This window comes from Streptomyces sp. RGM 3693, from assembly GCF_050471125.1.
In the GTDB taxonomy this organism is placed as follows: Bacteria; Actinomycetota; Actinomycetes; order Streptomycetales; family Streptomycetaceae; genus Streptomyces.
The window spans coordinates 715,076-736,131 of record NZ_JBMPPQ010000003.1 but is presented as its reverse complement, the minus strand read 5'-3'; the positions used below and the strand labels follow the sequence as shown (position 1 = coordinate 736,131).

The following is a 21,056-nucleotide window of genomic DNA, read 5'->3' as shown; positions in this document are numbered from 1 at the left end:
GGCCCGAAGAGACCAGGAACACACGGCATGGAACCCGAATTACTGGCAGGCGCCAGCACCCTGCGCGCGGAACCGCTCAGCGAGGACTGCCGGCTCATCTGGAAGCGCGGTGATCACGCGCTCATCGGGATCAGCGGGGGAAACAGCTACTTCAACCAGGACCGCCTGACCGCGCTGCTGTGCTGGGCGGGCGAACACTTCACCGAAATCGACGTGGTCTACGTCGACATGCACATGGACGACATGCTGGTCGCGGACGGCCACACCCCCGAGCGCGCCGCCCGTTCGGTGCGCAGCACGCTCAAGGACGTCCGCCGCCGGATCCGGCGTTCCCTGGAACGGCTCGGCCCCGAGGCGAAACGTTTCCGGGTCCGGGCCCTGTCCGAGGTCACGCCCCTCCCGGCATACCAGTCCGTCCGCAACCGGATCGAGCAAGCCCTCGTCACCGACCGTGACTTCTACGCGGCCTGCGACCGCATGGTGCGCCAGGTGGCCAACCACCGCACCCAGTCGCACGCCGCCACAGGCATGCCCACCACCGAGGCCCACCTGACCGCCGGCCTCCACTACGTCACCGCCGAGGCCCCGCTCTTCATCGACTCCCCGGCCATCTTCGACGTCCCGTCCTCCACCCTCCTCTACCACCTCAGAACACCCGTCACCGACTACCTGGCGGGCCGACAGACCGGCTTCCGCGCAGCCCCGGGGCAGGGCTACGTCGTCGTCGCACCCCCCACCAGCACCCGCGCCGAACACCTCGGCGACCCCGCTGAACCCGACCTGCTGAACCGGACCGCCCCGATGTCGTAGCCGCCAGCAGATGAACGTGCCCGCCCCCGGAAGCCTCGACTTCCGGGGGCGGACCCGCCCCTGCCGGCGATGCCCCTTCAATCCCACGTCCGCTCGTCAGTGCCTGGAACGTCCCGTCCCAGGCACTGACGAGCCTCGGCTCCTGCCTGGTCTGCCTGCGGCTGCTACCGTCCGCACAGTCACAGGCCGAACAGTCACCACCAGTCACCAACTGGGGCCGCTCGGTCACATCTCGGGGCCGCCGGCGGGCGGTTCGGGCTCCAGAGCGTGTGCGTAGGCTGAGGTGAGGCGCACATCACGATCGTGGTTTCACCACGGCCGTCGAGCTGTGCTACGGTTTCTGAGTTGCAGTTGTGGTACCCATGAACCTATGTGCGCCTGACGGAAATGTTTCTCCCTCAGGCGCATTAGTTGTTTTCCCGGCTTCTCCGGATGGGGCCTCTGCCTACCAGAAGGAGACGGTTATGGCACAGGGAATCGTGAAGTGGTTCAACGCCGAAAAGGGTTTCGGCTTCATCCAGCAGGACGGCGGCGGCCCCGACGTCTTCGCGCACTACTCGAACATCCAGTCCCAGGGCTTCCGTGAGCTCCAGGAGGGCCAGCGGGTCTCCTTCGACGTGACGCAGGGCCAGAAGGGCCCGCAGGCGGAGAACATCGTCCCCGCCTAATCGCCGGACGCGTATCCGCTTACCGGGGTCCGCACCGCCATGGTGCGGACCCCGGTTTGTGCTGTTTCCAGGAAGGCAAATAACTGCATGTCCCGCAGGTCCCAGAAGTCGAACCGGCGCGCCTCGTCGCCCTCGCCGTCCGCGTCGTTGCCGAGGGAATTCCGGCTGCCGGAAAGCACGACACCCGCACTTCCCGCCGTCGAGGACTTCGCCGGTCTGGACATGCCTGCGGGGTTGCTCAAGACCCTCACCGCACAAGGAGTGACCACTCCCTTCCCCATCCAGGCCGCCACGCTGCCCAACTCGCTCGCCGGTCGTGACCTGCTGGGGCGTGGACGCACCGGCTCCGGCAAGACCCTCGCGTTCGGATTGGCGCTCCTGGCCCGTACGGCCGGACTGCGGGCGGAGCCCAAGGCTCCGCTCGCCCTCGTGCTGGTGCCCACCCGTGAACTCGCCCAGCAGGTGGCGGACGCGTTGACGCCCTACGCGACGGCGGTGAACCTCCGGCTGACCACTGTGGTCGGAGGGCTGTCGATCATGAAGCAGGCCGGTGCGCTCCGCCGCGGTGTCGAGGTGCTCGTGGCGACTCCCGGCCGGCTCAACGACCTCGTGGAACGCGGGGACTGCCGGCTCGACGGCGTACGCATCACGGTGCTGGACGAAGCCGACCAGATGACCGACATGGGCTTCCTTCCGCAGATCACCAAGGTGATCGAGAACGTGCGGCCCGACGGCCAGCGCATGCTCTTCTCGGCCACTCTGGACCGCAACATCGACCGCCTGGTGCAGCGGTTCCTGACCGACCCCGTGGTGCACTCCGTGGACCCGTCCGCGGGAGCGGTGACCACCATGGAGCACCACGTGCTCCACATCCTGGACGAGACCGACAAGAAGGCCGTCACCACGCGTATCGCGGCCCGTGACGGTCGGGTCATCCTCTTCCTCGACACCAAGCGGTCCGCCGACCGGCTCGCCAAGCGGCTCCTGGCCGTCGGTGTGCGAGCGGCGGCACTGCACGGCGGTCGTTCCCAGCCGCAGCGGAACCGCACCCTGGAACAGTTCAAGAACGGCCAGGTCACCGCGTTGGTGGCGACGAACGTCGCGGCCCGGGGCATCCACGTCGACGATCTCGACCTCGTCGTCAACGTCGATCCCCCCACCGACCACAAGGACTACCTCCACCGGGGAGGGCGTACGGCCCGCGCCGGTGGTTCCGGCAGCGTGGTCACGCTGGTCCTGCCCAACCAGAAGCGGGACGTCACCCAGCTCATGTCGGCCGCGGGCATCCGTCCGCGGACGGCCCGCATCACGTCGAGCGACGCGGAACTGTCCACCATCACCGGCGCCCGCGAGCCCTCCGGTGTGGCCGTCACCATCGAGATCCCCCAGCCGGCGACGCCGGCGCGCTCGGAGCGGAAGCCCGGCACCGAGGGCGGTGGGCGGTCCGGCCGCCGACGCCGGAGCGGTGGCGGGGCCGGAGCGGCGAAGGCTGCCCCCACCGGGACGGCGGGCCGGGGCTCCGACCGCCGGGCCGCGGCCGGGGCGGCGACGGCCGGTGGCGCTTCCGCCACCGGCGGGCGCAGTTCTTCCCGCCGGGCGGGAGCAGGCGGGTCCACTGGAGGCGCCGCCGCCGCGGGCGGCCGGGGCTCGGACCGTCGGGCCGCGGCCGGGGCAGCGGCCGGCGCCGCCGCCGGCAAGGGCGTCCGCCGATCCGGCCGACGTACGGCAGCCGGCGGGGCCGCTGGCGGCGCTGCCGGCAACGGCGCCGGTGGCCGGGGCTCCGACCGCCGAGGTGGCCGTCGCACCTCCGCGTCCTAGTCGGCATCGGGCAGCGTGCGCCCCGTGGATGACTGCGGGTGCCTGCGCTGGAGCATTTCCTGGGTGACCGTGGCCGGGCTCTTCCTGGCCACGGTCACCTGGCTTTTCCGTTCGCCGGGGCCGGCTCGTGGAGTCCGTCCAGTGGCGGCGGCGGGCCGTGCCGGCGCGCCGTCGCGTCACCCTGGGGGCGGCGAGAAGGTCCCAACAGCGTTCCGTGCGGGGGTTGTTGGGGATTCCCAGGCGCGTCGGCAACCGGTCGTGCGGCACGCCGTCGTCGGCGCGGTCGAAGACCAGTCAGGGGTCAGCGTGCGGTCCAACCACCGTCGAGGGGGAGGGACGTGCCGGTGATGCAGCCGGCCGGCGGGGAGCACAGCCACAGTACGGCCCGCGCCACTTCGTCGGGCTCGATCAGGCGCTTGATCGCCGTGCGGTCCAGCATCACGCGTGCCACCACCTCTTCTTCGGGGATCCCGTGGGCGCGGGCCTGGGTGGCGATCTGCTGCTCGACCAATGGGGTACGCACATAGCCCGGATTGATGCAGTTGCTGGTCACCCCGTGCTCGGCGCCTTCGAGGGCGACGACCTTGCTCAGGCCCTCCAGCGCGTGCTTGGCCGCCACGTAAGCCGACTTGTAGGGACTGGCGCGCAATCCGTGGACGGAGGACATGTTGATCACCCGTCCCCATGCGCGCCCGTACATCTGTGGCAGGGTGCGGCGCAGGATGCGGAAGGGGGCCTCCACCATGACCCGTTGCATCAGACCGAAGAGGTCCGGCGGGAATTCGTGGACGGCGGCCACGTGTTGCAGACCCGCGTTGTTGACCACCACGTCGGCGTCATCGGGGAGCGTGTCCACGGCGTCCGGAACGGACAGGTCGACGATGTGGGCGGTGCCACCGATCGCCTCGGCGAGCCGTTCGGTCGCCTCCTCGGTACGGTCCACCACGCGGACGTAGGCCCCCGCGGCCGAGAGTGCCACCGCACAGGCCCGCCCGATGCCGCTGGCCGCTCCGGTGACCATGGCGGTCCGGCCGGCCAGGAACCGGGCACCAACCGCTACTTGATCGACGACGTCGCGCGGATCGCCCGCCGTGTACGGCCCTTCATCGGGGCTGTGGCTACTTTGCATGACCGAAACGATAGGAACGACGCGATCCTCGGCACATGGGAGCGCACCACACTTTCCTGTGCGCGGGAGTGGGCGTGACCGCCATACCGGGGCCGCCGTGGGAACCGTATGCCGTCGGGACCGCCTCGTAGCGCTCCGGCCGCCACCCCCACCCGCCCGGCAGCGGCGCAATGGGGCCCGACGCCACATCCGACCGAAGACCGTGGGCACCCGGCCCATATCCGCCCGCGGCCTCGGCTCGTAACGTCCGGCACCAGCAGGCGAAGCGGCGCCCGCGGCGGCATCCTGCGCGAGGGGATGCGAAATCGATGCCCGACGGTGCGCCGACCGTCCCCACCTCCAGGAGCCACCATGCACCTGACCACACGGCACAGTCATCGCACCCGCCGCACGCTCGCCGTCGTCCTCGGCCTCGTCGCCGCGTGCCTGAGCGTCTTCTCCCCGAGCGTCCCCACCGCCGCGGCGGCAGCCGGGACGTTCCGGCAAGTCACCGACTTCGGCCCGAACCCGGGCAACCTGCAGATGTACGAGTACGCACCGGCCGACCTCCCGCCGGGCGCGCCCCTCGTCGTCGCCCTGCACGGTTGCACGCAGAGCGCCGACGACTACTACGCGCACTCCGGTTGGTCCAAGTACGCCGACCTGTACGGCTTCGCGCTCGTCTTCCCGCAGACCACCTCGGCCAACAACCCACTGTTGTGCTTCAGTTGGTTCGACGCCGCCAAGGACACCCGGGGCCACGGCGAGGCGGCGTCCATCGTCCAGATGGTCCAACACGCCTCGGCGCAACACGGCTCCGACTCCCACCGGGTCTTCGTCACCGGGCTGTCGGCTGGCGGGGGCATGACCGCCGACCTGCTCGCCGACTACCCTGACGTCTTCGCCGCCGGCTCGGTCGACGCCGGACTGCCCGCCCACTGCGCCACCAGTGTGATCCAGGCATCCGGCTGCCAGCTCAGCGACCAGTACCTCACGCCCGCCCAGTGGGGCGACAAGGTCCGCAACGCCCACCCCGGTTTCACCGGCCCCTGGCCGCGCGTGGCGGTCTGGCAAGGCACCGCCGATCTCACCGTCCGCCCGGTGAACGCCACCGAGCTGAGGGACCAGTGGACCAACGTCTGGGGCATCAGCCAGACACCGTCGAGCACCTGGAGCCTCCCCGGCGGCACCACCCGGAGCACCTACGACGACGCCAACGGCCGGCCGGCCGTCGAGGTCTACTCGGTATCCGGCATGCCCCACGCCCTTGCCGTCAGCCCCGGATCCGGCACCGACCAGTGCGGGACCACCGGCACCTACTACTTCAACTCCCTCTGCTCCAGCTACTACACGGCGACGTTCTTCGGGCTGGATGCGCCCTCGCGCACCCCGCGCATGGAGCGCAGCGGGGTGAGGCCGACGCGGTAGGGGCGTTCACGCCTCGGCCACCACGAGGTAGAACGTCACCGCCGCGAGGAACGGCCCCTGGGTGAGGTGGGCCAGCCAGCGTTCTGCCGCGTCCTCGGTGAAGTAGCCGGCGGCGACCGCGCGGCGTGTGGTGCGTTCCAGGCCGAGGACCTGGTCGGCGACCCGGACGTCACGGAAGACCGACGTGAGGGGAATGACCGCAGGCACCGCGAATCCGGCTGCGGTCGCCAGGCGGGCAAGCTGCCTGCCGATCCCCGCATTACGTACCACCTCGTCGGCGACGTGGTGGGTGTAGGCACGCGTCAGGGCCCCATCGGGGTGGTCGACGGTCAGGGTCTCTCAGTCGGGCTCGCCCATGACGAGGCGCCCGCCCGGCCGCAGGACCCGGCGGATCTCGGCGAGCGCCAGGCCGGGATCGGCGACGTGCTGAAGCACCCGGTCGGTGCGCGCGCGGTCAGCGGACTGGTCGGGCAGTGCCAGATCGTGGACGTCGCCCAGCCGGACGTCCACCACGGGTTGGCCGGCGGTGCGTGCCCGGGCCGCGTCGACCATGGCCTGGTCGCGGTCGAAACCGAGCACGCTGCCCGTCGCGGTGGTCGCCTCGACGAGGGTTCCGAGATCGGTACCGGGACCACACCCGAGGTCCAATACCGTCTGGCCGGCACAGATCTCCAACTCGTCGAGCATGCGCTGCTTGTAAGAGCGGCCGAGATCGCTCGCGGCGAGCCGGTCGAGATAGCTGATCTGGTCGGGCTTCGCGGTTTCGAACATGGGTGAGGTCATAGACATCAGTCAAGCAGTTCCCGTGGCCGCTCCCGCCGAGGCTTGCGCGAGGTCATGGGGCGGCGCTGTGGGTGAACAGCCGGTCCAGGTGCAGATCGATGGCGATGAGGGTGTCCTGGGGGCCGACCACGTCCAGTTCGATGAGGGTGGTGAAGCCGGTGAGCGCGAGCAGCAGATTGGTCTCGGCCACCGGGTCGCGGTCCGCTGGGATGTGCCCCTCGGCGATTGCCTGGCGCACCAACTGCTCGACGGCAGCGCGTCCTTGGGAGATCCCGTGCCGCGCCCGCGCGTGGATGTGCTCGTCGTGCAGGGCCTCCAGGACGTAGGCGGCGCTCATCCGGCTGGTCGCGCGAGCGTCCGGATGCAACGGGAGCATCTCGGTGAGCATCACCCGTAGGACGTCGCGGGGGTGCGGCCGGTCACCGAGCTCCGCCAGGCCGCGGTCGACGCGCGAGGTGGTCTGCTCGGCCGCGAAGTCCACGGCGAAGGTCAGCATTGCCTCCCGGGAGGCGAAGTAGTGCTGCAACTGTCCGTGGGACATGCCTGCTTCCCGTGCGACCTCGCGCAGGGAGAGATGCGCGACGCCGCGCTGTTCCACCACGCGCCACAGCGCTCGGGCGATCGCTTCGCGGCGTTCGCGGTGATCCACCTGCTTGGGCATAGTCGGCGTCTCCGGGCTGCTCCGCGAGTTCTTTCCAATACGGTTGACATAATACATTTGCCGGCTTGTCGGGTCTGGACGGGCGCGACATCGGGCGATTTCCGCGTGTGGTCACCCGGGTCATCCCAGTCATCCCAGGTGGGTGAGGGGGACGGCGTGGGTGCGAAGCCAGTCGGTGAACGGGTTGTCGTGGGGCGAAGCAGGCATGCTGATGACGTGAATGCCCAACTCTTGGACTCTGACGCGAACTTGGGAACGCTGACGCGCTGGCGCGCGAGTGGATCACGGTTGCGGGAGCGCGGGCGCCGCGTTCTCCAGGTCGTCGATGCTGCCGGACATGATGGTGCGGACTTTTTCGGTGATGTGCTGGAGCGGCCAGTCCCACCAGGCCAGCGCGAGGAGGCGGTTGATGTCGGCGTCGCTGTGGCGGCGGCGGATGAGGCGGGCGGGGTTGCCGCCGACGATGCCGTAGTCGGGGACGTCGTCGACGACAACGGAGCCGGAGGCGATGATGGCTCCGTGGCCGATGCGGACGCCGGGCATCACCATGGACCGGTAGCCGAACCAGACGTCATGGCCCACCACGGTGTCGCCGCGTCCAGTCAGGCCGGTGATCAGGTCGAAGTGCTCGGACCAGGAACCGCCCATGATGGGGAACGGGAACGTCGAGGGGCCGTCCATGCGGTGGTTGGCGCCGTTCATGATGAACCGCACACCCTCGCCCAGCGCGCAGAACTTCCCGATGACCAGCTTCTCCGGCCCATAGTGGTACAGCACGTTGCGGGTCTCGAAGGCGGTCGGGTCATCGGGATCGTCGTAGTAGGAGAACTCCCCGACCTCGATCAGCGGCGAGGTGATCAGCGGCTTCAGCAGCACCACCCGCGGCTGCTCGGGCATCGGATGTACCACGGTCGGGTCGGCGGGAACGGGCGGGGTCACGAATTGCTTCCTTTCTGAAGGGATGTCTGCGGGGCTGGAGGGCCGTGGCGCGTGGTGGCGGACGTCGCAGTCGCCTGCACGGCCGAAGGGCGTCTGCCGTTGCCGTTGCCGTTGCCGTCGCCGTTACTCGGCCGTGCCCGGCTCGTCAGCGCCGGCCGTCGCGGCCTCCGGGCCGCGCGGCCGGGCGAACGCTACGGAAGAGTATCGATCACTTCACCGACTCCGTCGCCGCCCGCGCCGGCGTGCACCGCACCACGGTGTACCGGCGCTGGGGGGACGTCGGCGGCCTGCTCGCCGACGTCCTCGACGCGGCGAGCGACGACGACTGGCAGCCACCGGACACCGGCTCGCTGGAAGGCGATCTGGCCGAACTGAACCAGGAGATCCAGGCAGCCCTGACCGCACAGCCACCGATCGTGGTAGCGCTGATCGCCGCCTCGTTCCGCGCCGAGAAAGCCGCCCAGGCCCAACAGCGGCTCTGGGAGGACCGCTACGCCCGCTGCGAGATCATCGTCGGCCGGGCCGTCCGGCGCGGCGAACTCCCACCGTCCACCAACGCTCGGCACCTGCTCATCGCCGCCACCGCGCCGCTGTACCACCAGCTGGTGCTCCTGCGCACCCCCGCCGATCCGCAACTGCCCGGCCAGGCAGCCAGAACCGCCGCCCTCGCCGCAGCCGCCGGGGCCTTCGTCGAGCCGCCGTCAGCGGACGATGCCTGAGTGGCACTTCCCCTGCTGGCCAGACGGCTTCTCGCTCCACGCGCAGGGCGAAAACCTCGGTCGAAGACGGGCATTTACTCAGGTTGCCCGGACGGAGCGTGGGTTGCCGGTGATTTCGGGGTGGCCAGGAAGATCGTGGCCAGGGTGAGGGCGGCGGCCAGCCATGTGGTGGTGTGGAACGCCTCGGCGAATGCCCGAGCCGTTTCCGGGGAGGTGCCTGCTTCCAGCGGGGACGTCGACGTGCCCGGGGGGAGGAGCGCGCGGTAGGCCACCGCGGTGACCGTGCCGAAGATGGCGATTCCCAGGCCGGCGCCGGCCTCGTAGGAGACGGACTCGATGCCTGCCGCCGCACCCGCCTGGGAGGACGGTGCGGTGGCCATGATCAGGTTCGAGGCGACCATTTGGACCAGACCGTGGCCGAACCCGATCAGGGCCAAGCCGAGCGGGACCACCGTGCCGGAAGCGACCAGGACGTACCCGGTCACCGCGAGCAGCAGGCCGGCGGGCACGTCCGCACGCGGTTGGCCCACCCGCGAGAGGACCATTCCGCCCACCGGGCCCGCCACCATCGCGGCCACCGGCATCGGGATCAGGTACAGCGCGGCGGCCTCCGCCGACAGTCCCTCGACGAACTGGAGGTACTGCACCAGTTGGAGTTCGAAGCCGACCATCACCAGTACCGGCAGCACCGAGGCCACCACTCCGGCACGCAGCCCGGGCAGCCGGAACAGCGACAGGTCCAACATCGGGTGCGGCGCGCGCTGCTGCCGTCGTACGAACAGGATCAGTGCGGTCAGGCCCACCACGGCCGGCAATGCCACCTCCAGCGGTCCGACGCCGTCGTGGGTGAAGGTGATGATGGCGTAGGCACTGCCCAGGAACCCCACGACCGAGAGGACGGGCGAGGTGGCCTCCCAGGGTTGCCGCTCGGCCTCGACCTTGTTGCGCAGCAGCAGCGCCACAGCGGGCATGGCCAGCGCCACGACCGGCAGGTTGACCAGGAAGATCGAGCCCCACCAGAAATGCTGGAGCAGGAAGCCGCCCACCACCGGCCCCAGCGCGGAGGCTCCGGCGGCGACCGCACTCCACGCCCCGATGGCCACCGCGTGGTCGCGGCCGTCGCCGAACGTCTGCCGGATGAGCGCCAGCGTGGCCGGGATGATCATCGAAGCACCGACCGCCAGCAGCGCCCGGGCACCGATCAGGGTCAGCGGCCCCGATGCCATCGCGCACAGTACCGAGGCCGCACTGAAGACCGCCAAACCGGCCAGCAGCAACCGCTGGTGTCCGATCCGGTCGCCCAACGGCCCGCTCACCAGCACCAGTCCGACCATCAGGAGCGAGTACACGTCCACTGTCCACAGCAGTTCGGGCGGGGACGCGTGCAGCTCGTGGGCGAGGGTCGGGACGGTGATGGTGAGGATGGTGACGTCGATGGCCGCGGGCAGGAAGCACCACAGCACCACGGTCAGCACCAGCCAGCGCCGGGCCCCGACCACAGGCAGCGTGCTGGTCACTGGTCGGGGCCCAGAGCCGCCCTGACTCTGATGATCAGATCGTCCAGCTCGGCCAGGCTTGAGGCGTAGAACATGCAGCTCAGTCTGCCAGTTCGCAGATCCGTCAGCTCGGTGGGGACGACACCCCGTTCGGCGTGCCGGGGCGAGGCCACCAGCCGTCCGAGCCGGCGCAGCACTTCCGGCAGATCCAGTCCGGCCGGCAGTCCGTAGAAGTCGTAGTTGCCGACCGCGTGGGTGTCGAGGTAGCCGGGGCCGATGAGGTGCTCGCCGAATTCGTGCACATGGCTCGAGCCGGTGCGACGGGCGTTGAGGTCGTGCATGTAGACGACGTCGTCGCGGGCGATCGCGTCGATGCCGAAGCGCCCCCGGTAGCCGCGCCGTTGCATCTCCTCGGCCAGCCGGAGTCCGCCCTCGGTCAGCGGGCGGTACCACCATCGGTCACGCAATTCCCGTGCGGTGACGTTGCCGCGCAGGTGGGTGGCGCCCTCGAACAGCATGTCGGTCGTGTAGCACAGGTGGGGCGGGGCGTCCACGGGCACCATGTACTCCACGGACGGGAAGGCGATGTCGCCGTCGAGGAACTCCTCGACCACCACCGGATCTTCGCCGTAGAACTCGCTCGCGGCCAAGCGTTCGGCGATGTCGTCGTCGCCCGGCCGGAAGATCAGCAGACCGAGGCTCGCCTCCCCGCGGTCCGCCTTGACGATGCACGGCGTGCCCGTCGCGAGCATGTCCCGCACCGCCGCCGGCACCTCGGCCTTCCCGGAGCAGTGCGTACCGGGCGGGATGCGGCAGGGCCCGTCGGTCATGCCGAGGTCGGTGGCCAGGTCGCGCAGGCCGGTCTTGGTGTCCAACAGGTCGCGCAAACCCTGCTGTGGCGGGCTCTCCGGCAACTCGACCGCCACGCCGTACCGGGTGCGCAGGACCTCGGTGAACCGCCACAGGTCGGAGGTGGTCGTGTGCGGGATCAGCCGGAGCCGGCGGCCCGGCCCCGCGTGGGCGGCCACGGCGGCCATCAGCCCGGGGTCGGCCAGCGTGTCGGCGAACAGCGAGCCGGTGCTGCCCGCCGGGCTGAGGTTCACCACGCCGTTGAGCTCCAGGAACTTCCGTTGCCAGTCCAGGTCTCCGATCGGCTCGTAGGTGATGAGCATCTTGTCCAACGGCCCCCAGAACAGCGCCTGGTCCTGCTGGGCGTAGCACTCCGACAGCAACGCGTCGACGCCGTCGGCGCGGACCGCGAAGTCGCGCAGGGTGTCGACGGCGTTGCTCACGCAGAGGGTGGGTGTGGTCATGTCTTCTCCTCGCGCAGCAGTCCGTTGCCCTCGGACACCAGGGCGACGGCGGCCGAGACCACGTGCCAGAAGAGGTCCTTGCCCAGGGCTGCGGTGGCGTCCGAAGTGTTCGACAGGACACCTTGGTTGGTCGTGCGGTTCACGTCGACGGGGTGCAGGTAGACCCCCGGGCGCGGCGGGTCGGCGTGGTCGGGCCGCGCGGCCGAGACCAGGTCCGGTCGGAGGTAGAGCATCAGGCTGGTCTCGGTGATGCCCGCGTGCTCGGCGTGCCACCCCGGAAAGAGCGGCACCCGTCCGGCCAGCCAGTCGGTGTCGACCAGGCTCCACCAGCTCAGTGCGATGAACTCCTTGCCCGCGGCCGCTGGCCGTCGCCCTACCTCGTCGAGGGCCTCGAACAGGAACGGTTCGTTCTCGAAGTGGCCGTTGACGATCAGCAACCGGCGCCACGGCAGGGCGCACAACGACTCCAGCGCGTCCTCCAGGAAGGCCAGCAGGGACTGGCCCCGCACGTGGACGGTGCCGGGAAAGGCCAGTCCGCCCCCGCTCTGCGGCAACGACCGCGCCGCGATGGACTGCGCCGGCAGGGTCAGGGCGTTCAGCTCGTAGGCGATCTGCTGGGCGAAGGCGTCGGCCAGGAGGGTGTCCACGGACAGCGGCAGGTGCGGACCGTGCTGTTCGATGGACCCCACTGGCCACGCCAGGGTCTGCCCGGCGGTGGCCGCCAGGATCTCGGCACTGCTCAGGTCGCACAGGTGCGGCCCGGCCGACCGGGGCGTCATGACCGCACCTGGCCTGATCGGTCCGCTCCGGTGGCGGGTTCGGAGCCGTGGTCGGTGGTGCGCAGTTCGGTGGCCTCGGCGACGATCCGGGCGAGCGTGGGGCTCATGTCGGTGTGCAGTGCGGTGTACACCTGGGCCGCCACCGCGCCGACCCGCAGGTAGTCCTGGACGTCCCGGCCCGACTGCACGCCGCCGGAGCCCAGCAGGGGCAGCGGGAACCCGGCTCTGCACAGCTTCCACAGTGAGGCCAGTACGAGCGGCTTGATGCCTGGTCCGGAGTAGCCGAAGACACCGCCGAGGCGGAGGTCGCCGGACTCCGGGTGTACGGCGACGGCGGGCAGGGTGTCGCTGATGGTCACCGCGTCCGCGCCGGCCCGGGCGGCGGCGAACGCCCGGGCGTGGAGGCCCTCGCCGCTGGCCAGTTTGACCGAGAACGGCACCCGCGTCGCGGCGCGGGCAGCCGCGGTGTAGGCGTGCACCCGCTCGGGAGTGTCGTCGAGGCCGTCCGTCTCATTGAGGCAGGAGATGCCGAGCTCCAGTGCCCGGCAGCCCGCGGCCTCCACCTGGGCGGCCAACTCGGCCAGTTCCGTGGGGCTGTCGGCGTGCAGCGACGCGATGACCGGCAGCCGGTCCCGTGCCAGGTCGCGCAGGATGCCCATCCAGCGGTCGACGGACCGCTTGGAGTAGGTGGTGCTGTTGATCATTCCGGTGGGCAGCCGGATGATGCGCTCGTCCAGGCCGGTTGGCGGGTTGGGGTGGATGGTTTTGGTGATGACCGCGCCTGCGCCGGAGTTCAGCAGTCTGCGGATGTTGCGTTCCTGGTCGGTGAGCAGGCCGGAACCGACCACGACCGGATTGGCCAGGTCCATCCCCAGCACATGTGTCGTGGCCGCCATGTCAGACGGCCGTCCTGGTCCGGCCCAGCGCCGCTAGTACGCCGTCGACCAATAGTGCCGGTTCGGTGGCGATCTCCGCGGCGGAGAGGAACGTGGCGGCGGCGACCTGGGCGAGCCCCTTGAGCAGGTGGCTGGCCGACTCGGCGAAGGGTTGGTCGGTGATGCCCACGATGGGGCGGCCCAGCGCGCTGGCCCACCCCAATTCGATGTGTGTACCGTCCGTGCGCAGCAGGGTGCCGTCGAGCACCGGCAGGACCGGCACGAACACATCGCACTCGCGCATCCACGCGTAGTCGCGCACGGACACCTCTTCGGGGGTGAACGAAGCGGTGTCGGCGCCGAACCGCTCTGCCACGTGTGCGGAGAGCACAGTGGCGCCGGCCCGTTGCGACTGGTCGATGGTCAGGCTCACGTATTCGCGGATCGGCGCTGCCATTCCGCCGGGTACCAAGGCGTGCTGGATCGGGCCGCCGACAAACAGGGTGACGCCACGCAAGGCGTCCGGGGTGACACTCATGACTTTTCGCGGTTCCTTCGAAAGATTCTGCCGACGACCGTGCCATCGGGCGGACTTCGGCCACCGGAAAGGAAGGGACTGGGCTGCGCAATCACATAATGCGCTTGCGGTGAATCGCAGGGGATTCCGGGCGCGAAACCCGGCGGTGTCGCCGGGGTGCCCGGTTGCCTACTCGGCCCGCACTCGGCGTCCACCAGGTAGGCAAATAGACGACTTGAGTCTAGTCCGGGGCGATTCATCACTACAAGCGCAGTCTGCGCCAGGTGAAAATATGTGACAAATTGCGAAAAAGGTGCATAACGATCGCTCTGAAACGCGGCTCGGCTGCCTCTGGGAAGCGCTCTTCCTGCTGGATTCGCGGGCGTGGGCGGCGGTCCAAGGGATTCTGTTCCGCAGGTATATCCATAGCCGAACGCGAGTGGCCGAAACGCTGCCGAACTCATGTGCAAAAACCTATGGAGGTCGATGCCCGAAGGTGAGTAACGAGGAAAATCGAAGACCGCATTGACAGGCGGTAAAGCCTCAACTAGCTTCGATGAGCGTGAATGGCTGGCATCGGCATGTTCCCGATCGGTGCCAGCTCACCTCCGGCCCGACTTTCGCCGCGATCTCATCTCCATTTCCTTTGCCATGTGCCGGGCGCCGGCCGTGGCCTTTTGGATGAGCCCACCCTGAGGGGAAAATCCTGGTGAACTCTCTGCAAACCATCAAACGCATTCTGCACTCCGATGTGCTGGTGGAGGTGCCGATCGATCAGATGCGGCTCGACGACAGCCTCCGTGAGAGCTACGGCATGGACTCACTCGGATTCGTGGAACTGCGCGTGCAGTGTGAGGAGGCGTTCGGCATCGACATCCCCGACGAGGCCGTCGCCACGGGGGAGTTGTCCACCCTCGGTGACGTACTCGCACTGGTCGAGCGGCTGTCGGGGGCCGAACACCCCCCGGCCATCCCGTGAGCACCGCCCCGGTCGCCCGGGACGACCGCGCCGAGGAACCGACCGGTGTGCTGTCGCGCGGCACGGACCTGCACCTGAACCACTACGGGGCGGCGCGGCTGCCGTTCGCCTGTGTGGGCGGGCGCGGCCTGGAGCTTGAGATGGTCGACCTGAGCCCGGCGGGCCGGGGCAGACGGCTGCGGCTGCTGGACGCCAGCGGCGGCTACGCCAGCGCGACCCTGGGCGGCGACCACCCCGTCGTACGCGCGGCGCTGACGCGTGGCACCGGGGTCGGCAACGTCACCGACGAACTGGGTTCGCTGGAACGGGCGGAACTCCTCGACCGGCTCTTCGGCCCCGGCGGGCTGTGGACCGCTCACTTCCCCGCGGGGCAGTACCACGTCAGCGGCCGCAACTCCGGCTCGGAGGGGAACGAGTTGGCGTTACGGCTGGTGCTGGAGTCCCGGTTCGACGGCCGACGGCTGCGCCACCGCCCGGGCAAGGAGCGGCGCGACACCATCCTGGCTTTCCAGGGCGCCTGGCACGGCTGGACCGGTGGGCTGGTGCAGCTGCTCAACCGCAGGTACTACCGGGCCGGACTGCCCGCTTCGGACCCCGCCGGCTCGTACGGCGTCCGGGTCGAACACATCCCGTTCGGCGACCTCGACGCCCTGGCGGAGTACTTCGCCGCGTCTGCCGACCGGCTGCTGGCCGTAGTGGTCGAACCGATCCAGGGCGACGCGGGCATTCTGCTGCCTCCGCCCGGCTACCTGCGCGAACTCGCGCGGCGCTGCACGGCCGACGACGTGCTGCTGGTGGCCGACGAGGTGCTGACGTTCGCCAAGACCGGCGACTGGTTCGCCATGCGCGACGCGGACGGGCCGGTGCCCACCGACATCACCGTCATCGGAAAATTCCTGGGCATGGGCGCGGTGTCCACGTCGATGGTGATCGCCCGCAAGGATCTGGCCGTCCGCTCCTCCGGCGCCGTGACCACCTCCGATCTACGGCCGCTGAACTGCGCGGTGATCCGTGACGGCATCGAACACATCGAGACCGAAGGGCTGCTGCGCCGGTCGGCCGACGTCGGCGGGGACCTGGCCGAATACCTCGACGCCGTCTTGGTGGGCCGCCACCCGGACGTGTTCACCGAGGTCCGCGGTACCGGGGCCATGCTCGGAGTGGAGCTGACCGCCGCGGCGGCGGATCGGATCGGCGAACTGCGCCGGAAGCTCATCGAAGCGGGTGTGTACGCGGAGTTCATGGCGGGCGCGGGGAAACGCTCTGGCGGCCGGCGCTACGTCCATCCCACGCTGCGGATCGTGCTGCCGCTGATCGCCACCGCGACGCAGGCCCACGAGGTCGTGGACCGGGTGGCGGCAGGCGCCCGGGCGATGCGGTGAGCGCGGGGTTCCGCACCCGGGTCGAGCACGTCGACACCGACGCGACCGGGATCGTGCACTTCTCCCGCTACACCTCACTGATGGAGACCGCGGGCACGGAACACCTCGAAGTGCACCACGCCGGTCTGACCGCCTTCAGCGCGGCGGGCGTCGACTTGGTCGCCGCCGACCTGCGGGTGACCTATCTCCACAGCGCCGTGTACCGCGACGTGATCGTCGCAGACACCCGGGTCGACCACGTCGGCGCGGCCTGGTTCGCGCTCGCGGTAAGTCTGCTGCGCGAGGAGGAGGACGGCATCCGCACCCCGCTGGTGACCGGCGACCTCGTCTTCGCCGCCGTCGACCCCGCCACCCGGCGCGCGGTGCCCCTACCGGCGCCGCTGCGACAGACACTGAGAGGAATCGTCCCGGATGCGGCACACGAACGAAACGGCACCCCCTCCCGCAGCGGTCCACACCGCTCAGCCACTGGGTACCTCGGCAATCGCCGCCCTGGTGCGCGGACGCCATCCCCGACTGTTCATCGACCGGGTTCTGGACCATGAGCCCGGTGTGTTCCTGCGCAGCATGTTCGCCGTCTCGGCCGAGATGAGCGCGCTGTCCGGGCACCTGCCCGAGCGCGGCCTGACCCCGGGGGTGATCCTGCCCGGCAGCCACACCATGCAGGCATTTGCCCAATCCGGCGTGCTGCTCTACCAGTTGAGTAGCGCCCCGCTCGCCGACGACGAGGTGACCCTGGTCGGCACGGTCAAGTCCCGCTTCCTCGCCCCGGTCGTGCCCGGCGACCAGGTCGTGCTCGACGTCCGCGCGGACCGACTGTCCGGCCACACCTTCGCCTTCTCCGCCGCGGTGACCGTGGAGGGCCGGTCGGTCGCCGGGTTCCGCGGCGCGATGAGCCGGGTGAAGGTCGATCCGGCGAGGGCCCGGCCGTGGTGACCCCGGTGATCACCGGACTGGCCTGGGACACTCCGCTGGGCCGGGACCCGGAGACGGTGTGGGAGCGACTGTGCGCGGGTGACTCGGGTCTGGCGCCGGTCGACTCGCCGCACCGGTTACGCAACACCGTCGCGGCCGTCATCGAGTCGGTGCCGTACGGGACTCCGGCGAGCGAGCGGCAGCGCGTGCTCGCCCGGCGGGCACTGTCCTCCGCGTTTGCGGACGCCGGCCTGACCACCACCGACCCCGGGGTCGGCCTGGTACTGGGCACCAGCTTCGGCGCCGCGTTGGACGAGGCGGAGCCGACGCTGCACGCCTGGGCCGACGACGCGGCGGCGGACATCGGGTACCCGGGTACGCCGATGTGTGTCATGACCGCGTGCTCCGCGGGGTCGGACGCGATCGCCGTCGCGCACGCCCTGGTGCGCTCGGGCCGGCGGCGCATCTGCGTGGCGGGCGGGGTGGACGTGGTCACCGAGGCCAAACGGCTCGGGCATTCCGCGCTGGGCACGATGAGCCCCACCGGCATACGGGCGTTCGACCGGGCACGCGACGGCATGCTGCTCGGCGAGGGCGCCGCGTTCGTGGTGGTCGAGCACCCCGACTCCGCCCGGCAGCGCGGCGCCCGGGTGTACGCCCGGCTGCGCGGGACCGGCGCGGCCAACGACGCCGCCGGGCTCACCGCACCGGACCCGTCCGGACGCGCCGTGGTGCGCGCGGTGCAACGCTGCCTGGCATCCGCGAGCCTGGCACCCGCGGAAGTCGCAGTGATCAACGCACACGGGACCGGAACACCACTCAACGACGCGGTCGAGGCGCGCAGCCTGCTGGAACTGTTCGGGGACGACGGCCCGTTGACCTTCGCCACCAAGGGGGCGTTCGGGCACAGCCTGGGCGCCACCGGGGCCATCGAGGCCGTAGCGACGGTACTGGCACTGCGCCACCGACGGGTTCCGCCGGTCGTCGGACTGCGCGATCCGGCGGTACCGCTGCGGCTGGCCACGGGATCGGCGCAACCTGTCGGCGCCGGCGCCGGATTGAGCCTGACATTGGGGTTCGGCGGGTTCAACACGTGCCTGCTGTTCGAAGGGGTGAGGGCATGACACAGGTGCCGCCGGGCACACGGCTGCTGGGTTCGGCGACGGTGATCGCCGAGGACCCGGCCGAGTACGCGACCAACAAACCGTCCTTCTACGCCGACCCCGCGGCCTGGCTGGTCGCCGAGACCGTGGACCGGGCGCTGACGGACTGCGCGGAGCCCGTACTCGACGCCGCCGACGACACCGCGATCCTGGTGATGAGCGCGACCGGGAGCGAGCGGACGATACGCCGCATCGCCGCCTCGGTACCGCGGTCCCGGGTCTCGCCGCTGCGCTTCGCCGGAGCCAATCCGGGGGTACTGGCCGGGCTGCCCGCCCTGCGCCACGGGCTGCGCGGGCCGTCCCTGATGCTGGCGGCGCACCCGGACGAAGCCGCCCCCGTGGCGTTCACGGTGATCGACAGCTGGCTTGCGGACGGCCACGCCCGGCACGTGATCCTGGTCGGCCTGCAATCCACCGCGGGAGACCGGGAGACGTGCCGCTGCCTGGTCCTGACCCGGGCCGGGGAGGACCGGTGAACGGCCTCACCCGGTCCGGGGTGGCCGACTTCCTGACCCGGGTCCACGGCACCCCGGCCCGCCTGGACGCCGGCGCCCCGGCCGGGGTGGACGACGTCCTGGCGGACCTGGCCGGGCTGGGCCTGGCGCCGGGCGATGCGGTCGTGCTCTGCCTGGCCAACGGCGTGGAACTGCTGCGCGTACAGCTCGCGTCGCTGCTGCTGGGCCTGGTGCCGCTGGCCGTGCCTCCGAGCACGCCGTGGCAGCGGGTCCGCGCGCTGGCAGGGCACGTCGGGGCCGGCGTGGTGGTGACCACACGACTGACCGGCACGGGGCCGCAGGTGCCGGTGGGCGGCGCGTTCGCCGTTCCGACCGGGCACCCCGCCACCCCGTACCGGTCGGGCGAGATCCTGCTGTCCACCTCCGGCACCTCGGGGATGTTCAGTGCCTGCGTGCACCAGGTCTCCTCGCTGCTGCACAACGCGCGCCTGCACGCCGCGGCCACCGGCATCACCTCGGCCGACACCCTGCTGGTGAACCTGCCGCTGTACTACTCCTACGCCCTCGTGGCGCAGGCGTTCGCCGCGTACGTGACCAAGGCGCGAGTGGTGCTCGACGGCCCGCCGTTCTCGCCGGTCGCGTACCGCGAGGTGGTCACCGCGCACGGGGTCACCCACTCCGCGGTGACACCGACGATCGCCCGTCAACTGCTGGCCGACCCCGGACTCATGCCACGTGGTCTGCGGGTGCTGGGGGTCGGCGGGGACCGGCTCGCGCCCGCCGAGGTGGCGGACCTGCTGGCCGCGCGCCCGTCCTCGGAGCTGTATCTCACCTACGGGCTCACCGAGGCCGGGCCGCGCGTGTCCACCCTGGCCGCGCACGCCGAGCCCGCGCACCGGTACGGCTCGGTCGGCCGCCCACTGCCCGGGGTACGCGCGTCGCTGCGCGCGGTGCAGGGCGACGTGGGCGAATTGGTGGTCGAATCCGACACCGTACTGCTGCGACGGGTCGGGGAGCACAGCGGGAGAGTCCTGCTGGGACCGCGGACCATCGCCACGGGGGACGCCTTCTCGATCGACGACGGCTATCTGACCTTCCACGGGCGCCTGTCGGACTTCGTGGTGCTGCGGGGCGAGAAGGTCTCTCTGAACACCGTCCGGCAAGCCGCACACGCCATCCCGGGGGTGGTGCACTGCGTGCCCGAGGTGGTGAACGAGGGCGGCACGCAAGTGCTCGACGTCCATCTGTCGGTCACCGACTCCTTGCCCGGCGGGGAGAAAGCGGTACGACGCCTGCTCAACTCCCAGTTGCTGCCCGCCGAACGCCCGCGCGCGGTCTTCCTCTCGGCCGCCGACCCGGAGACCTTCCGCAAATGACCTGCCGCCTCGGCTGGACCGTTCCCACGACCCTCTCGCCCGCCGGGCTCCGTGAGTTCGCCGTGACCGCGGAGCGCCTTGGGTACGACCACCTGTCCGTCCCGGAACACCTGGTGTCCAGCACTCCCAGCTACGAGAGCCTGACGCTGGTGGCGTTCCTGGCGGCGGTCACCACCCGGATCGAGCTGGCAACCGCGATGACGATCCTGCCGCACCGCCCGGTGGTGCTCGCCGCCAAGCAGGCCGCGCAACTGGCCCACCTCAGCGGCGACCGGCTGCGACTGGGCATCGCCATCGGGTCCGACCCCGCCGAGTCCGCCGCCCTCGGTGTCGCCCCGGGCGTCCGCGCGGCACTGTTCGAGGAACAGGTCCATGCGCTGCGCCTGCTGTGGACGCGGCCGGAAGCGGAATTCGCCGGCGAACACGTCGCGTTCTCCGGCGTCACCCTCACACCCCGGCCGCGTCGGATACCGCTCTGGATGGGCGGCGGCACTCTGCGCACCGGAGGCAGACCGGGCGCACTGCGCCGGATCGCCACCCTCGCCGACGGCTTCACCATGTCCGGCCTGCTCGCCAACCGGGTCAACCGCGGTGCCGCACTCATCGCCGAGCTGCGTACGGCGGTGACCGAAGCCGGCCGTGACTGGGCCGCCTTCGGCACAGAGGCCCGCCTCCGTCCCGTCCCCGGCCGGCCGGACACCTGGCGCTCCCTCGCCGACGCCTGGCGGTCCGCCGGCGCCACCCACCTCACCGTCACCACCGACGACGTCTCTCTACTGGCCCCACTGCACGCGGCGTTGACCGGGTAGCTACGGGGTCCGTGCCTGATTTCCGCGGGCCGAGGCGGGGCAGCGGTCGGCGGCACTCCTGTC

22 protein-coding genes and 1 pseudogene are annotated in these 21,056 nt (G+C 70.6%); 13 read left to right on the top strand and 10 right to left on the bottom strand.

What is annotated here, in order from left to right; all coding sequences use genetic code 11:
• The first annotated feature begins 27 nt into the window (after positions 1–27).
• The 3 genes from ACO0M4_RS31970 to ACO0M4_RS31960 all read left to right on the top strand — a co-directional run bounded on the left by ACO0M4_RS31970 (position 28) and on the right by ACO0M4_RS31960 (position 3,296).
• Positions 28–810, top strand: coding sequence for a tRNA-dependent cyclodipeptide synthase (locus tag ACO0M4_RS31970; RefSeq protein WP_430374564.1), 783 nt, complete (start codon positions 28–30; stop codon positions 808–810).
• Between the two features lie 464 nt (positions 811–1,274).
• Entirely contained in the window at positions 1,275–1,478 is a 204-nt protein-coding gene (locus ACO0M4_RS31965; protein ID WP_390718617.1) for a cold-shock protein, read from the top strand.
• Between the two features lie 87 nt (positions 1,479–1,565).
• Positions 1,566–3,296 (top strand): DEAD/DEAH box helicase, encoded by a 1,731-nt coding sequence (locus ACO0M4_RS31960; RefSeq protein WP_430374563.1) that lies wholly within the window; start codon positions 1,566–1,568, stop codon positions 3,294–3,296.
• Between the two features lie 301 nt (positions 3,297–3,597).
• Here ACO0M4_RS31960 and ACO0M4_RS31955 read toward each other — a convergent pair whose 3' ends face one another.
• The gene (locus ACO0M4_RS31955; protein WP_430374562.1) at positions 3,598–4,425 is read right to left on the bottom strand and encodes a 3-hydroxybutyrate dehydrogenase; all 828 of its coding nucleotides are present in this window, start codon (positions 4,423–4,425) and stop codon (positions 3,598–3,600) included.
• Between the two features lie 351 nt (positions 4,426–4,776).
• On the opposite strand from ACO0M4_RS31955, the pseudogene ACO0M4_RS31950 reads away from it, so the two are divergent.
• Positions 4,777–5,778: pseudogene (locus ACO0M4_RS31950) on the top strand (extracellular catalytic domain type 1 short-chain-length polyhydroxyalkanoate depolymerase); the annotation flags it as partial.
• A 60-nt stretch (positions 5,779–5,838) separates the two neighbouring features.
• Here the strand turns inward: ACO0M4_RS31950 and ACO0M4_RS31945 are convergent.
• The 4 genes from ACO0M4_RS31945 to ACO0M4_RS31930 form a co-directional block, all read right to left on the bottom strand.
• Entirely contained in the window at positions 5,839–6,039 is a 201-nt protein-coding gene (locus tag ACO0M4_RS31945; protein WP_430374561.1) for a hypothetical protein, read from the bottom strand.
• A gap of 132 nt (positions 6,040–6,171) precedes the next feature.
• Positions 6,172–6,603 carry a methyltransferase domain-containing protein gene (locus ACO0M4_RS31940; RefSeq protein ID WP_430374560.1) on the bottom strand — a complete coding sequence of 144 codons (432 nt, stop codon included), beginning with the start codon at positions 6,601–6,603 and terminating at the stop codon, positions 6,172–6,174.
• A 64-nt stretch (positions 6,604–6,667) separates the two neighbouring features.
• Positions 6,668–7,276 carry a TetR/AcrR family transcriptional regulator gene (locus ACO0M4_RS31935; RefSeq protein ID WP_430374559.1) on the bottom strand — a complete coding sequence of 203 codons (609 nt, stop codon included), beginning with the start codon at positions 7,274–7,276 and terminating at the stop codon, positions 6,668–6,670.
• Positions 7,277–7,558: 282 nt separating this feature from the next.
• A complete protein-coding gene (locus ACO0M4_RS31930; RefSeq protein WP_430375337.1) occupies positions 7,559–8,173 on the bottom strand; it encodes a CatB-related O-acetyltransferase in 615 nt (204 codons plus the stop codon).
• A gap of 245 nt (positions 8,174–8,418) precedes the next feature.
• Here ACO0M4_RS31930 and ACO0M4_RS31925 point away from each other — a divergent pair, with 245 nt between their 5' ends.
• Positions 8,419–8,934 carry a TetR-like C-terminal domain-containing protein gene (locus ACO0M4_RS31925; RefSeq protein ID WP_430375336.1) on the top strand — a complete coding sequence of 172 codons (516 nt, stop codon included), beginning with the start codon at positions 8,419–8,421 and terminating at the stop codon, positions 8,932–8,934.
• A gap of 74 nt (positions 8,935–9,008) precedes the next feature.
• Here ACO0M4_RS31925 and ACO0M4_RS31920 read toward each other — a convergent pair whose 3' ends face one another.
• Genes ACO0M4_RS31920 through ACO0M4_RS31900 form a run of 5 tightly spaced genes read right to left on the bottom strand, consistent with a single transcriptional unit; the run spans position 9,009 to position 13,935 of the window.
• Complete coding sequence (locus tag ACO0M4_RS31920) at positions 9,009–10,451, bottom strand: MFS transporter (protein ID WP_430374558.1); 1,443 nt, start codon at positions 10,449–10,451, stop codon at positions 9,009–9,011.
• Entirely contained in the window at positions 10,448–11,743 is a 1,296-nt protein-coding gene (locus ACO0M4_RS31915; protein ID WP_430374557.1) for a hypothetical protein, read from the bottom strand. The genes ACO0M4_RS31920 and ACO0M4_RS31915 overlap by 4 nt, the downstream gene beginning before the upstream one ends.
• Entirely contained in the window at positions 11,740–12,522 is a 783-nt protein-coding gene (locus ACO0M4_RS31910; RefSeq protein WP_430374556.1) for a creatininase family protein, read from the bottom strand. Before ACO0M4_RS31910 ends, ACO0M4_RS31915 begins: the two co-directional genes overlap by 4 nt.
• Positions 12,519–13,418, bottom strand: a complete 900-nt coding sequence (locus ACO0M4_RS31905; protein ID WP_430374555.1) for a dihydroorotate dehydrogenase — start codon at positions 13,416–13,418, stop codon at positions 12,519–12,521. Before ACO0M4_RS31905 ends, ACO0M4_RS31910 begins: the two co-directional genes overlap by 4 nt.
• A gap of 1 nt (position 13,419) precedes the next feature.
• The gene (locus ACO0M4_RS31900; RefSeq protein ID WP_430374554.1) at positions 13,420–13,935 is read right to left on the bottom strand and encodes a hypothetical protein; all 516 of its coding nucleotides are present in this window, start codon (positions 13,933–13,935) and stop codon (positions 13,420–13,422) included.
• A gap of 688 nt (positions 13,936–14,623) precedes the next feature.
• Here ACO0M4_RS31900 and ACO0M4_RS31895 point away from each other — a divergent pair.
• Genes ACO0M4_RS31895 through ACO0M4_RS31860 form a run of 8 tightly spaced genes read left to right on the top strand, consistent with a single transcriptional unit; the run spans position 14,624 to position 20,993 of the window.
• Complete coding sequence (locus ACO0M4_RS31895; RefSeq protein WP_430374553.1) at positions 14,624–14,893, top strand: acyl carrier protein; 270 nt, start codon at positions 14,624–14,626, stop codon at positions 14,891–14,893.
• Positions 14,890–16,275, top strand: a complete 1,386-nt coding sequence (locus ACO0M4_RS31890) for an aminotransferase class III-fold pyridoxal phosphate-dependent enzyme (RefSeq protein ID WP_430374552.1) — start codon at positions 14,890–14,892, stop codon at positions 16,273–16,275. Before ACO0M4_RS31895 ends, ACO0M4_RS31890 begins: the two co-directional genes overlap by 4 nt.
• Entirely contained in the window at positions 16,272–16,820 is a 549-nt protein-coding gene (locus tag ACO0M4_RS31885; RefSeq protein WP_430374551.1) for an acyl-CoA thioesterase, read from the top strand. The genes ACO0M4_RS31890 and ACO0M4_RS31885 overlap by 4 nt, the downstream gene beginning before the upstream one ends.
• Positions 16,821–16,827: 7 nt before the next feature.
• Positions 16,828–17,211 (top strand): 3-hydroxyacyl-ACP dehydratase FabZ family protein, encoded by a 384-nt coding sequence (locus ACO0M4_RS31880; RefSeq protein ID WP_430374550.1) that lies wholly within the window; start codon positions 16,828–16,830, stop codon positions 17,209–17,211.
• Entirely contained in the window at positions 17,205–18,314 is a 1,110-nt protein-coding gene (locus tag ACO0M4_RS31875) for a beta-ketoacyl-[acyl-carrier-protein] synthase family protein (protein ID WP_430374549.1), read from the top strand. Before ACO0M4_RS31880 ends, ACO0M4_RS31875 begins: the two co-directional genes overlap by 7 nt.
• Positions 18,311–18,829, top strand: a complete 519-nt coding sequence (locus ACO0M4_RS31870; protein WP_430374548.1) for a polyketide synthase — start codon at positions 18,311–18,313, stop codon at positions 18,827–18,829. The genes ACO0M4_RS31875 and ACO0M4_RS31870 overlap by 4 nt, the downstream gene beginning before the upstream one ends.
• Positions 18,826–20,184: a class I adenylate-forming enzyme family protein gene (locus tag ACO0M4_RS31865; RefSeq protein ID WP_430374547.1), complete on the top strand. Its 1,359-nt coding sequence runs from the start codon at positions 18,826–18,828 to the stop codon at positions 20,182–20,184. Before ACO0M4_RS31870 ends, ACO0M4_RS31865 begins: the two co-directional genes overlap by 4 nt.
• Positions 20,181–20,993, top strand: coding sequence for a TIGR03619 family F420-dependent LLM class oxidoreductase (locus tag ACO0M4_RS31860; protein ID WP_430374546.1), 813 nt, complete (start codon positions 20,181–20,183; stop codon positions 20,991–20,993). The genes ACO0M4_RS31865 and ACO0M4_RS31860 overlap by 4 nt, the downstream gene beginning before the upstream one ends.
• Positions 20,994–21,056: the final 63 nt, after the last annotated feature.

What these genes read in the sequence shown, in the direction of transcription:
- ACO0M4_RS31930 (WP_430375337.1), bottom strand. Translation starts at nt 8,173, where the DNA reads ATGCCCGAGCAGCCGCGGGTGGTGCTGCTGAAGCCGCTGATCACCTCG.
- ACO0M4_RS31860 (WP_430374546.1), top strand. Translation starts at nt 20,181, where the DNA reads ATGACCTGCCGCCTCGGCTGGACCGTTCCCACGACCCTCTCGCCCGCC.
- ACO0M4_RS31940 (WP_430374560.1), bottom strand. Translation starts at nt 6,603, where the DNA reads ATGTTCGAAACCGCGAAGCCCGACCAGATCAGCTATCTCGACCGGCTC.
- ACO0M4_RS31910 (WP_430374556.1), bottom strand. Translation starts at nt 12,522, where the DNA reads ATGACGCCCCGGTCGGCCGGGCCGCACCTGTGCGACCTGAGCAGTGCC.
- ACO0M4_RS31970 (WP_430374564.1), top strand. Translation starts at nt 28, where the DNA reads ATGGAACCCGAATTACTGGCAGGCGCCAGCACCCTGCGCGCGGAACCG.
- ACO0M4_RS31905 (WP_430374555.1), bottom strand. Translation starts at nt 13,418, where the DNA reads ATGGCGGCCACGACACATGTGCTGGGGATGGACCTGGCCAATCCGGTC.
- ACO0M4_RS31960 (WP_430374563.1), top strand. Translation starts at nt 1,566, where the DNA reads ATGTCCCGCAGGTCCCAGAAGTCGAACCGGCGCGCCTCGTCGCCCTCG.
- ACO0M4_RS31900 (WP_430374554.1), bottom strand. Translation starts at nt 13,935, where the DNA reads ATGAGTGTCACCCCGGACGCCTTGCGTGGCGTCACCCTGTTTGTCGGC.
- ACO0M4_RS31870 (WP_430374548.1), top strand. Translation starts at nt 18,311, where the DNA reads ATGACACAGGTGCCGCCGGGCACACGGCTGCTGGGTTCGGCGACGGTG.
- ACO0M4_RS31955 (WP_430374562.1), bottom strand. Translation starts at nt 4,425, where the DNA reads ATGCAAAGTAGCCACAGCCCCGATGAAGGGCCGTACACGGCGGGCGAT.
- ACO0M4_RS31965 (WP_390718617.1), top strand. Translation starts at nt 1,275, where the DNA reads ATGGCACAGGGAATCGTGAAGTGGTTCAACGCCGAAAAGGGTTTCGGC.
- ACO0M4_RS31935 (WP_430374559.1), bottom strand. Translation starts at nt 7,276, where the DNA reads ATGCCCAAGCAGGTGGATCACCGCGAACGCCGCGAAGCGATCGCCCGA.
- ACO0M4_RS31915 (WP_430374557.1), bottom strand. Translation starts at nt 11,743, where the DNA reads ATGACCACACCCACCCTCTGCGTGAGCAACGCCGTCGACACCCTGCGC.